Origin of the sequence: Rhabdaerophilum sp. SD176, from assembly GCF_030143245.1 — a bacterium.
Taxonomy (GTDB): domain Bacteria; phylum Pseudomonadota; class Alphaproteobacteria; order Rhizobiales; family Beijerinckiaceae; genus Rhabdaerophilum.
The window spans coordinates 202097-214012 of the sequence record NZ_JARJNS010000003.1 but is presented as its reverse complement, the minus strand read 5'-3'; the positions used below and the strand labels follow the sequence as shown (position 1 = coordinate 214012).

Below are 11916 nucleotides of genomic sequence, written 5' to 3'. Positions count from 1 at the left end.
CCTCGCTCAGGGCCGGGTTGCGGGAGGGACCGCACCTGGCGGCGGCGCACCCGGCGGCGGCGAGCCGGGTTGGTTGCTTCCGGGCTGCGCGGCATTCCGGCCGCCGGTCGGGCGCTGGCGGGAACCCGGCCCGCCGCGCTGGCGCTGGGCCGGGGCAACAGGCAAGACTTCGGTGCCTGAGGAATCGGGCAGCACGGTTACTTCGCGGCCTTCCGTGAGACGCGGGAACCCGGCGGTGACCACGTGTTCGCCAGGTTCGAGACCGCGGACAATGACGACACGCTCCTCGTCCTGCGGACCGGTCACGACCGGCCGGGCCGCTACTTTCCCGCCCTCGCCGATGACATAGACGAAGGGGCCAGCGGGGCCGCGCCGCAGGGCTGGCGTCGGCACCGTCCGCGCGCCGGCCATGGCGCCAACACGGACCCGGACCGAGACGAACTGCCCCGGCCAGAGCCGGGCATTCTCGTTGGCGAAGCTCGCCTTCAGCCGGATTGTCCCGGTCGTGATATCGACCTGGTTGTCGACTACATCCAGTTTGCCGGTGGCGAGGATGGACCTGCCATCCGCGTCGATGACATCAACCGGAACGAGCCCTCGCGCAAGGGCCTCAGGGACCACGGCGAGATCGCGCTGGGGCAGCGTGAAGACCACCGCGATCGGCTGGACCTGGGCGATCGTGACAAGCCCGGCCGCATCCCCGGCCCGGATGATGTTGCCTGCATCCACCTGCCGCAGGCCCGCGCGCCCGTCGATCGGCGAGGTGATTGTTGTGTAGCCGAGGCTGGTGCGGGCGCTGGCAATCGCCGCATCGTCGGCACGAAGCTGGGCTTCGAGCTGTTCGACAACCGCCTTTTGCTGGTCCGCCTGCTGACGCGGCCCGGCATTGGTGGCGGCGAGGCGTTGGTAGCGCTCGAGATCAAGCCGGGCATTTGCGAGGTTGGCCTGGTTCTGGGCCTGTTTCGCGAGAGCCTGATCCAGCTGCGCCTGCGGTGCGGCGGGATCGATCCGCGCGAGAATATCTCCGGCTTTGACCATCTGCCCCTCGCGGAACTCGACCGAAAGCAGCTTGCCCTCGATCTGGGCCCGCACGGTCACAAGGGCATTGGCCTGGACATTGCCGATCCCCTCGCGCAGAAGCGGGACATCCTCAACCCTGACCGCACTGGCAGACACTGCGACGGGGCCTTCCAACGCGCCGCCGCGGCGCCCGCCCGTTTGCGGAGCCTCGGCCTGCCGGGCCAGCCATTGCTTCCAGCCAAAATAGCCGCCGCCGGCGGCGCCGATCAGGAGCAGGAAGAGGACAATCCGGCCGCGTGTCATGGCGCTTCCTCGACAACCGGCGTGACCGCAACCCGGACTGGGGCATGCGCGGCATTGAGCGAAGTCCCGCCGACAAAGTCCCCGCCGAGGGCCTGAAACAGACCGACAGAGGCCTGAAGCCGTGCCAGTCGCGCCTGAACCAGCCCGTCCTGCGTCTGGAAGAGTGTCGACTGGGTGTTGAGCAGGGATTGCAGATCGATGGTCCCCTCCCGGAATCGTTGTTCGGCAAAGCCGAAAGCCTCACGGGCGCGGGCTACCGCCACCGCCTGCGCCCGCTCCCGCGCGGCGCTTTCACGCACAGCGACAAGGGCGTTCTCGACATCGACCAGCGCGGAAACGATGGCCTGGCGGTAGGCTTCCAGCAACTCCTGACGCTGCGCCTCGCTCAAGGCGACTTCCGCCCTCAAGCGACCGCCATCGAAGATTGGCTGGGTGACCCCTGCGGCGAGCGACCAGATGGCGGATTCCGGCCGAAGGATCAGGTTGAGGGCGGCACTCTGCAAGCCCGCCTGACCCGTCAGCTGGATTGCGGGCAGCAGGGCCTTCCGGCTGGCTTCAACATTGGCATCGGCTGCAGCCAACTGGGCTTCGGCCAGCCGGAGATCGGGGCGGCGGAGCAGCAAGTCGGCAGGCAGGCCGGGCCGGGCCACGGGCGCCTGCAGGCTCCGGAGGCTGGCCGAGGCCACCGAGAACCCCTCTGGCGGCCGACCGAGCAGCAGTGCGAGCGTGTTCCGTGACGTATCGAGATTCTGCCGGAGCGGCGGGATGGTGGCCCGCTGCTGCGCGACGAGCCCTTCCTGCTGTGCCCGGTCGAGCGCGGAGGCCGTTCCGGCACCGACTCGATCCCGGATGATCCCGAGGATGCGCTCGGCGCTGCCGACATTACCCTCGGCAATGGACAGCCTGTCCCGTGCCGCGGCAAGCTGGAGATAGGCATTGACGACCGCAACCTGCGTCGAGAGCCGGACGGTATCGAATGCAAAGCGCGCACCGAGACTCTGGGTCTCCGCCGCCCGCAGCAGGTCCCGGTTGCGGCCCCAGAGATCGAGCTGGTAGCTGGCGGCAAGGCTGCCCGAGTAGCTGCTTCCGATCGAGGGCGAGACAACACGGCCGCCGGTCGTTCCCGAGCGCTGCGACCGGCCGGCATCCGCTGCAGCGGAAAGCGCCGGCAGGAGGGAGGCGCCGGCAATGCGGGCCTGGGCATCAGCCTGCTCGATCCGCGCTGCGGCAGCCGCAACGTCGAAATTGTCGGCATCCGCGCGATCGACCAGCCCTGTCAGCGCGGAGGAGCCAAACCGGGTCCACCAGCGCGTGATGTCCGAGGCCGGGCGCGCGGATGCGCCATCGAAACGGGCGGGGAGCGGAATGCCGGCTTCCGGCTGGGGCATGGTGCTGCATCCGGCCAGCAGCCATCCCAAGCTCGCAAGCCACAGGAGGCGCGATCCCCGCCTTGCCTGCGGCCCTGCATCGGGGGCTGAACGAGGGAGCAGGAAAACCATGCCGGGAATGGGCCTCTCGCTTGCAGGGCGGCACCATTTGCCCGCAACACGCGCGAAGGATGCTTACCGCCGGCCGGAACCCTTGCCGGGGCCCGGACCAGTTTCTGGATAGGAGAGATGGGCAGAGGCCGCAAGTTAACATGCGGCAATCTTCAAGAACGATCGACGCGCGCGGACGAAGGAACGGGCCCTGGGCGGGTGGTCAGTGGTGCAGCCGCATGTTGAGTGCGCCCGGCGCGTTGCGCTTTGCCTCGATGAAGCGATGGAGATCGGGCAGCGGCATCGGCTTGGCAAAATAGAAGCCCTGGAAGTGATGGCAGCCTGCAGCACGCAGGAAAATGTGGTGTTCCAGGGTCTCGACCCCTTCGGCATGAACCGTCATGCCGAGGGAGCGGCCGAGCGAAACGACGCCGTGGATGATGGCTGCCGAGCCATTCGAACGGCCGAGATTGCGGACGAAGGCCTGGTCGACCTTGAGCTTGTCGAAGGGGAAGCGCCGGAGATAGCTGAGGGAGGCATAGCCGGTGCCGAAATCATCCAGCGCAACATGGATACCGGCGCCACGGAAGCCATTGATGATCGCGATAGCGGTCTCGGCATCCTCCATCAGCACGCCCTCGGTGATCTCGATCTCGACGCGCTTGGCCTCGACACCGGATTGTCCGATGATGCTCAACATGTGATCGAGGAATTCCGGGCGGCGGAACTGCACCGGCGAGACGTTGATCGCCATGTGAATATCCCCGAGATCGAGTGCATCATTCAGGGCGCGGCGCATGGTCCATTCGCCGATCTCGACGATGAGGCCGGATTCCTCGGCCAACGGAATGAACACACCCGGCGAAATGATGCCCTCATCCGGGTGAACCCAGCGCAGGAGCGCTTCGACGCCTACGATGTTTTCGCCATCCGAGGCCATGTAGGGCTGATACCAGACCTGGAGCTGGTTGCGGCCGATGGCATGGCGCAGCTCGCCTTCGAGGAATTTGCGGCGACGAAGCTCGTCTTCCATGCTCGCGTCGAACCGCAGCGCCTGGCCACGTCCGGCTGCCTTGACGCGATACATCGAGATGTCGGCCCGCCGGACGAGAACGGTCGATTCGATGCCGTCCATCGGGGCGACAACCATCCCGACAGACCCCCCGATCGACAATTCCGTCGAGCCGATCAGGAACGGCTGCCCGAGCACGCTGCTGATGTCATGGCCAAGCTGCTCGATCTGCTCGGGCGTCCGCCGTCCATAAACCACCATCGCGAATTCGTCGCCGCCAAGGCGGGCGATTTCGGCCTTCGGGCCCGCGAGATTTCGGAGGGATTCGGCTACGGCGACCAGCAGCTGGTCCCCCATCTCGTGGCCGAAGGTGTCGTTGACGTCCTTGAACTTGTCGAGATCGATATAGATCACGCCGAGGATGGCATCATCCGCCCGGTTCTCGAGGGCATCATCCAGCCGGGTCTTGAAGCCGGAGCGGTTATGCAGGCCCGTCAGGGGATCGCGCATGGCACGGTCCAGCACGATCGCCTCGATCCGCCGCACCGTAGCGACGGTCCGGCGGGAATGCGCGATATTGTTGAACGACGCGCTGATCGCGATGACGAGCGAGACCAGCAGGGCGCCGAAGGCGAGCTGGAAGAGGGTGCGGTCCGTCAGCCAGTCGCCATCGATGCCAAGCTGGACAGCCAGTGCGCGGAGATCGATCAGCCCGGTCGCGCCATGCCCGGCAAAAATGCCCATGGCCAGCAAGGCGAAGACAATCCCGAATCCGTTGGCAATACTCAGGAAGAACTGATGGCGCTGGGCAAGCTCTCCCGCAGCGCTTTCGATCAGGTCATCATGCTTTGTCGGATTCGACACAACCGCTGCCCCATTTTGCGGGCGCCGGCGACCCGACGCAGTCCCCGGATAGCATCGAACCTCCTAACGTTTGATGAGGCCCGGCGGTTGCCTTCTCTTCGAGTCCCTCAGACGGGCAGTCCGTGGACTTGCACGAGCGTCCGGACTTCTGCCGGAGACAGGAGATCCTGCAACTCAACGAGATAGCCCTTCGCGGATGTCTTGCCGATGCGACCCCGGAGTTCGTGTTCGCCGAAGCGGACCATCACCTCTGCGTCCGTCCGATCGAATATGTACCGGGAGCCCTGGCGGAAGATCAGACAATCCTCGGCGATCTCAAGGACCAGTCCGTCAAGGGCCAGCGCGCGATCGGTCAGGATCAGGACGGCAACGACGCAGCAGGGCCGCAGCGCTTCATCCTGCCCATGCCGGCGGCGCGGCCACAGCCGGGCGAGCCAGCCTTGCCGGGCCGGCGCCTGCCGCGGTTCCTCCTCCGCGCCACGGCCAATGCGCAGACCGATCTCCTCGCGCATTTCGGCCGGCGTCATGCGGCGACGCGGGTCCTGGGCCACCCCTTCGCGCGGAGCCTCCGGATAGGCCTGATTGTCCTCGTATGGCGACATCACGATCCCTGCTCAGTTTGTCTGGATGCGGCGATTCAGAGCCGTCACGAAAAGCCGCTGGCGCAAGGCATCGTGGTCGTATTCGGGGCCGGCATTCTGCGCCTGGCGACGCTCGTGTTCCGGCAGGACGACGCCGGCACTGCCGGGCATCGCGACCGGCGCGGGCGCGCCGTCTTCGGCCGCGATCGCGCTCTGCATCATCGCGCGGTTGAGGATGGTCGAATAGGCGGCGAAGACCGTCTCAAACGATCGCGAGACCTCGCTGAAGCCCGAAGCCAGACGATCCTCGAATTCCTTGGACAGCCCGACCTGGCTCGATCCGAGGCCTCCCTCCCGAAGGGCCTCCTTGAGATCGGCATGATCCTGCGCCATCCGCTGCATCGACGTTTCGATGGACATCGACGTGCGCTCGAGCAAGGTGGCGAGGCCACCGAAACCGTTCTTGACTTTCCCCTCGATGCCCACGGCAATCTCGGTGATCCGGTCGCCGGCTGCTTTCACGTCAAGCAGCTTGGCCAGACGGGCATTGGTCTCGTAGTTCTCCGAAGTCAGCCGACGGAGGCCATCAAGATAGGCCTGACCCGTGACTTCCATGATATGGGCCATGCCATTGAAGCCGGAAGTCAGCCCTGTCTCGGTCTTGCGCTGAACGTTGATCAGCTCCTGCAGATATTCGGCATTGGCCGCCTGGGCCGCAACCAGCATGCTCATCTGCTCGCGCATTTCGCCTGTCTCCGCCGCGATCTTCGAGACCGCGCCAAGCATGACCCTGATCATCTCCTGGTTGCTGGCCTGCAGGCTCACAATATCGGGCAGCGTATTGTTGACCGTGTCCATACCCTGGTTCATGCGGCCGAAGCCCTGCGCCATCGTGGCGACAACGCCGACATCCGAAATGCCGCCGGCAGACCCCGCTCCCTTGCCTCCGCCGCCGCCGGAATCGGCGAGGTTCGTCGCGATGAGACGGGCCAACTCGCCGGCTTCGCTCCGGCTGCCGCTGCCCATATGGGACATGCCGGCGAGCCAGCCGGAAAATTCGTCCTTCAGGATATTCAGCCCGTGGCTGCCGAAGCGCGAGAGGATGCCGAGGATCAGCGATCCGAACAGCCCGAACAGCGAGGAGGAGAACCCTGTCGCCATGCCGGTGAGCGGCACCTGGAGGTTGGTCAGCAGGCGTTTCATCGCATCGCCGGACGGCGCGTCGGTGCCGCCAAGGCTGCCGATGATGCCGCCGACCGAGCCGACCATTTCCATCAGGCCGATGAAGGTGCCGATGAGGCCAAGGAAGATCAGCAGGCCGGCAAGATAGGTGAGCTGGTTGCGTTCGTCGGCCAGCTTCTGCTCGATCCCCATGACCACGTTCTGCATGGTCGAGACCGAAATCGATAGATTTTTGGCCCGGTAGAGTTCGTCATAGGCTACCTCGAACATGTGCCCGAGGGATTTGGGCCGCGAGAACACGATTCCGGGGTCCAGCGCCCGGTAATGGCGCCAGTAGGGGTCGTCCAGCGTCTCCGTCCGTTCACGCCGGGAATCGTTGAACGCTTCCTGCAAGGCCTCGAAGGCGATGGCATCGGCGCGGATCCGGAGGACACGCTGGAACGCCAGGACCGTGCCGAAGGCGAAGGCCGCGATGATCATGCCGTTCAGCCAGGGATTGGCAACAAGGCCCTGCCAGACAAAGTGACGCCCGAGCATCACGGCCAGCCCGACCGCACCCATCACGATAACCATGCGGAGCAACTGGGCGTGGATCGTTTGCCTCAAGGCATTCTGGCGGTCAGGCAGAGGGCTCTTCATGGTGGACGGCGAATCCTGTTGGGGTCAGGATCACAATCGCTGATTATAGTTAGCAACTTGCAAACATCTGCGGGGCCGGATACCGCCTTCAGCGTCCGTCGGAACCGGAATCGCCAGCCATGGCCCGGATCTCGATCCGGTCAGCTGCGGTCCCTTCCCGGCTGTCCACGACCCTGACCTGGATGTTCTGGGCCGGAATGCCGCTGGCGATGAGCTGTGTCCGCGCCGAGAGCGCCCGGTAGAAAGCCACGCGCCGCGCATCGGAGGCGTTGCCGAGTTCGAGGCCTGCAAGGGCCATGATCTGGAAATGGGTCGCCTTGCCGCGATGCCCTTCAACGAAGGCACGAACCTCGCTGCCGGCATTTCCGTCAATGCTTGTGCCCCGGGACGGGAAGGTCAGCGTGAGGACAGCCTCGGATTGCCGGGCCGCTACATCCCCACGCGGCACGAAGGCCTTCTGGGCCTCACCGGCATGGACAATGCGATCCTGCCCTTCGAGAGGCACCGCCCTGTCCTCCGAGAGCTTGGCGACCGGCGGGTTTCGCCGCTGGTATTCGAGAGCCTCGGTAATCTGCCTGGCCATGGCCTCGGTATCGGCCTGACGCCCCTCGACCGGCAGGCCGGCGGCATCCGCGATCTTCTCCACGATAGAGCGCGATGCATTCTGGGTGATGCCGAAAAGGGCGATGGCGAGAATCATCATCACGAAGACGAGCATCATCGTCATCGTGGTCAGGGCATCGACATAGCCCGGCCAATGGTTCTCGTTGTCCCCACCCTCTGTCATGAACCCAAAGTTGCCTTCCCCTGCCCGGCCATCCGGTCATACATCGGTGATGGCTTCGCTTTGGTTAAGCCGCAGCCGGGCCGACCCCGAAGCGCTTGAGGATCTGGTCTTTCGGCCCGTCCGCGACAACCCGGCCCTGATCGAGCCAGATGATCCTGTCAACCATGGCCAGCACGGGCAATCGGTGGGTCGCGACGATGATGCCCATGCGCTCCGTTTCCAGCTTGCGCAAATCGGCGATCACACGGGCCTCAAGGCCGTTATCCATCGCCGAGGTCGGTTCATCCAGCAGCAGGACGGTGGGGGCGCCCATCAGGGCGCGCGCCAGCGATACGGATTGCCGCTCGCCCCCCGAGAGGCGTTGGCCGCCGGGGCCTACCTCCAGGGTGTAGCCGGCCGGGTGGAGGCTGGCGAAATCCGCGACTCCGGCGAGCCGGTTGACCTGCTCGAAATAGGCGGGATCGACATCCGGCAGCCCCGCCATGAGATTGTCATGCAGCGTGCCGTCGAACAAAGTCGAATCCTGCGGCATGAGGGCCAGATGGGCCCGTAGCCAGGCCGGGTCATACTGGCCGATCTCCTGTTCATCGAGCAGGATGCGGCCATCCTGCGGCTCGACAAGGCGGGCGAGTACGCGCAGAAGCGTGGACTTGCCCGAACCGGCCTTGCCCACGAGGGCGACACGCTCGCCCGGGGCGATGGAAAGCGTGACATCCCTGAGGCAGGGCCGCAATTCCCCCGGATAGACCACAGTGAGCCGATGCAGGTCGATCTTGCCGCGGAGCCCCTGCCGGATCGGGCGGACCCGATCCCCCGCCTGCTCGATCGGCTCGACGAGGAATGGCGCCAAAGCCGACAATGCGCGGACATTCTGCAATGCCCGGAAGACCAGCCCCGCAAGGATCGAGATCGGCATCATCGAACGGTTGACGAGCAGGATCACCGCCGAGAGCGCGCCGATCGTCATGCTCGCATCCTGGATGCGGTAGGTGCCGATGACCAGAGCCGCCACGATCGAGACCTGAACGATCACGGCAGCAAGCTGCGCGGCCATGCCGTTCCAGTAGCGGGCGAGATGGCCGGTATAGCCGGCCTCGTCCGAGACCTGTTCCCAGGCGGCCATGCGGGAGGGCGCAGCATTGGTGATCCGCAGCCGCTCGATGCCGCCCACCATGTCCATCACCTGCTGGACCTGCTTGCCCTGTGCACCCATCGCCTCGCGCAACGCACGGCGCGACATCACATGGGCCGCGACATGGCAGAGCACCACGAGGAAGGTGGCGACGAGCGGCGCGAGCACAACGGGGCCGCTGATCGAGAAAATGAAGAGCATCAGGAAGATGAAAAAGGGCAGATCGATCGCGACGCTGGCGATGAGTTGCGGCATCAGGCGACCGGACTGTTCCATTTCCTGGATCAACGGCATGATCGGGCCGATCTGGCGCGGCACGCGTTGCGCCCGGGCGAAAAGCAGGCGGCGGACAAAGCGGGCCTGAAGGACATGGCTCGCCTCATGGCCGACGGCGTCGCCGAGCTTCAGCCGCGCATGCCGCAGGACGGTTTCAAGGCCGAGTGCGAGGATCGCGCCAATCGACAGGGCCCAGAGGGTTTCGTTGGCGCCGTGCGGAATCACCCTGTCAAAGACGGCCATCGAGAAGAGCGGCAACGCCATGCCAAGCAGGTTGATGAGCAGGCCGCCGAGGCAGAGATAGGCAATCCGCCCGCCCTGCCCTTCCAGGGCGAGGCGCAGAAGGGAGAGCACATCCGGCGCCGGTTCCATGGCCGGTTCGGCGTTTGTCGGTTCGGGCCTCGCCGCGCGGTTTCCGGGGACAGCCGGATCTGGCCTGGCCGGGTCTTTCCGGGAACGCTCCTCCTGCGGCCGGGGGCTCGGCCCGACTGGGTCCGCAGCGCGATCCGCCGTCGAGGTTGGGTTGTGCGGGGGCTGTCCGGGTGACCCCGAAGACCTGGCCGGCGCCTGCGGAATGGCCCGTTGTGCTTCCGACCGTGCTTCCGGCGCAGCGACTGCGCCCGGCATGGGAAGCGGTGGCGGGGCAGGGCCGCCCGGCGCGGAGCCTGCTGATGGCTCCTGCGGCACGGGATCCGGGGCCGCAACCGGCCGGGGCGTGGGGCGTGCGAGGTCGATCACGCGGAAGATCGAACTGCTGGCCGCCCGGTCGAGCCCGTCGATCCCGACATCATAAGCGCCTTCCGGCCCGAGAAGACGGAAGTGGTTTTCGTCGGTCCGCCCGATCACCAGGCGGCTGGAGCGATCCCGCAGCATCACGACAGCCGGCAGGAGGCCCGAGTCGAGCTGCCGCAGCGACATCGCCTCCCAGATCACCGAGAAGCCCAGCTTGTCGGCGATCAGGGCCAAGGTCGCCGGGCCCGGTATCGAGGCCGGCGGTGCATCGGGGACCGGCTCCTCGACCGGCCGGCCGCATAGCCGGGCGAGGCGCTGGAGATCGGCAACGGGGTGGCTGGCCGGCCCGAGTTCGGCTGTCACGCCCTGCGCAGTCTCGTTCATGGAGCGGAAGCGTTCCCGCAGCCGTGCAACGGTCTCGCCGAAGGGCGCTTCCCCTTCGGACCCGGCGGGCTCCGATTGCTGCCTGGCGCTTTCGCTCATCCTGCCGATGCCTATGGTGATGGGAAAATGATCCTTCCCCCTTACGCATCGCGCAACATGCTTAAGGCGCCGTAAACAAATTGGTGCGAGCGTCTCTCTGCTGCATTGAAATGGAGATTCCCTTGCCTGGACCGGAAGGAGCGGCCGGAGCACCGACGCGGCTCTGCGCAAGCATTGCGCGGCGCAGCCATCACCACATGATCCTCGCCATCTTCGGCGGTGTCGCCGTCTTTATGGTCTGGGCGACTCTGACATCAATCGACCGCGTGACCCGGGGCTCCGGCCGCATCGTCTCGCAGACGCGCAACCAGTTGGTCCAGCATTTCGAAGGGGGCATCGTTACCGAGATCCTTGCCCGGGAGGGCGAGAATGTCCGTGCCGGCCAAACGCTTGTCCGCATCGAGAACTCGTTCGCCAAGGCGGAATTGCAGAACAACCAGCTCGAACTCTATTCGAAGCTGATTGCCTGGAACCGGCTCGATGCCGAGGCCCGCGGCCTGCCGGGCTTTGACGAGCCCCCGAATGAAGGGCTCGACACACAGCAGATCTTCGAACAGGAACATTCCCTGTTCCGGGCCCGGAAGGACGGGCTCCAGGCCCAGATCGCGGTGATCGACGAGCAATTCAAGCAGAAGCAGCTTGAACTGGCAGAAACCCAGACCCGCTGGACTTCATCGCAGCGGGAGCGCGAGATCGTCACGCCGCGCGTGGAAAGCCTGAGGCGCCTTGTCCAGATCGGTGCCGTAAGCCGGAATGAATTGATCGAGAATGAACGGTCGCTCCAGCAGGTCGAGGCGCGATTGGCAGGGCTCATCCATGAGATTGCGCGACTGGAAGCCGCCGTGGTGGAGTTGAGCCGGCGGCGCGAGGAAGTGACCCTTCGCTTCCGCGCCGAGGCGGAGAAGGACCAGCGCGAGACCTCGGTCCAGATCGCCAAGCTCAAGGAGAGCATCGCGGCGATGCGCGACCGGTCGAACCGGTCCGAGGTCGTTGCGCCGGTCGCCGGCACGGTCAACAAGCTCTTCGTGGACACGATCGGCGGCGTGGTGAAACCGGGCGATCCTCTCGCGCAGATCGTGCCGATGGATGCTTCGCTGATCGTGGAGGCCCGCATCCCGCCGAGCAGCCGCGCCCAGATCTGGCCGGGCCTGCCAGCGATCATCAAGGTTTCCGCCTATGATTTCGCGGTCTATGGCGGGCTGAAGGGCAAGGTGATCGATGTTTCGCCCGACGCCTTGGCCGACGAGAAGGGCGACCCCTATTTCCGCGTTCGCCTCGCCACGGAATCGCGGGGATTTGGCCCAGGCCAGCCGGTCATTCCTGGCATGATCGCGCAGGTGGACATCATCTTGGGCCAGCACACGATCATGAGCTACGTGACCAACCCGATCAACAGGATGGCGAGCGAAGCGCTCCGGCAGTGATCC

8 protein-coding genes are annotated in these 11916 nt (G+C 65.7%); 1 reads left to right on the top strand and 7 read right to left on the bottom strand.

All coding sequences use genetic code 11. The features are described 5' to 3' along the window. Window positions 1–6: 6 nt before the first annotated feature. The 7 genes from P0652_RS07705 to P0652_RS07675 form a co-directional block, all read right to left on the bottom strand. Window positions 7–1323, bottom strand: a complete 1317-nt coding sequence (locus P0652_RS07705) for an efflux RND transporter periplasmic adaptor subunit (RefSeq protein ID WP_284178207.1) — start codon at window positions 1321–1323, stop codon at window positions 7–9. Continuing rightward, window positions 1320–2822: an efflux transporter outer membrane subunit gene (locus P0652_RS07700; RefSeq protein WP_284178206.1), complete on the bottom strand. Its 1503-nt coding sequence runs from the start codon at window positions 2820–2822 to the stop codon at window positions 1320–1322. The genes P0652_RS07705 and P0652_RS07700 overlap by 4 nt, the downstream gene beginning before the upstream one ends. Window positions 2823–3024: 202 nt before the next feature. Next, window positions 3025–4677: a putative bifunctional diguanylate cyclase/phosphodiesterase gene (locus P0652_RS07695; RefSeq protein ID WP_284178205.1), complete on the bottom strand. Its 1653-nt coding sequence runs from the start codon at window positions 4675–4677 to the stop codon at window positions 3025–3027. Between the two features lie 107 nt (window positions 4678–4784). After that, window positions 4785–5279 (bottom strand): hypothetical protein, encoded by a 495-nt coding sequence (locus P0652_RS07690; RefSeq protein ID WP_284178204.1) that lies wholly within the window; start codon window positions 5277–5279, stop codon window positions 4785–4787. A 12-nt stretch (window positions 5280–5291) separates the two neighbouring features. Further along, window positions 5292–7079 carry a hypothetical protein gene (locus P0652_RS07685; RefSeq protein ID WP_284178203.1) on the bottom strand — a complete coding sequence of 596 codons (1788 nt, stop codon included), beginning with the start codon at window positions 7077–7079 and terminating at the stop codon, window positions 5292–5294. An 88-nt stretch (window positions 7080–7167) separates the two neighbouring features. Then, a complete protein-coding gene (locus P0652_RS07680) occupies window positions 7168–7866 on the bottom strand; it encodes a hypothetical protein (protein WP_284178202.1) in 699 nt (232 codons plus the stop codon). A 64-nt stretch (window positions 7867–7930) separates the two neighbouring features. Then, window positions 7931–10489, bottom strand: coding sequence for an ATP-binding cassette domain-containing protein (locus tag P0652_RS07675; protein WP_284178201.1), 2559 nt, complete (start codon window positions 10487–10489; stop codon window positions 7931–7933). 122 nt (window positions 10490–10611) lie between these two features. Here P0652_RS07675 and P0652_RS07670 point away from each other — a divergent pair, with 122 nt between their 5' ends. Continuing rightward, entirely contained in the window at window positions 10612–11913 is a 1302-nt protein-coding gene (locus P0652_RS07670) for an HlyD family type I secretion periplasmic adaptor subunit (protein WP_284178200.1), read from the top strand. Window positions 11914–11916: the final 3 nt, after the last annotated feature.

Bases quoted from the DNA above. Each gene is read 5' to 3' on its own strand.
- P0652_RS07705 (WP_284178207.1), bottom strand. From the start codon at position 1,323: ATGACACGCGGCCGGATTGTCCTCTTCCTGCTCCTGATCGGCGCCGCC.
- P0652_RS07700 (WP_284178206.1), bottom strand. From the start codon at position 2,822: ATGGTTTTCCTGCTCCCTCGTTCAGCCCCCGATGCAGGGCCGCAGGCA.
- P0652_RS07675 (WP_284178201.1), bottom strand. From the start codon at position 10,489: ATGAGCGAAAGCGCCAGGCAGCAATCGGAGCCCGCCGGGTCCGAAGGG.
- P0652_RS07690 (WP_284178204.1), bottom strand. From the start codon at position 5,279: ATGTCGCCATACGAGGACAATCAGGCCTATCCGGAGGCTCCGCGCGAA.
- P0652_RS07685 (WP_284178203.1), bottom strand. From the start codon at position 7,079: ATGAAGAGCCCTCTGCCTGACCGCCAGAATGCCTTGAGGCAAACGATC.
- P0652_RS07680 (WP_284178202.1), bottom strand. From the start codon at position 7,866: ATGACAGAGGGTGGGGACAACGAGAACCATTGGCCGGGCTATGTCGAT.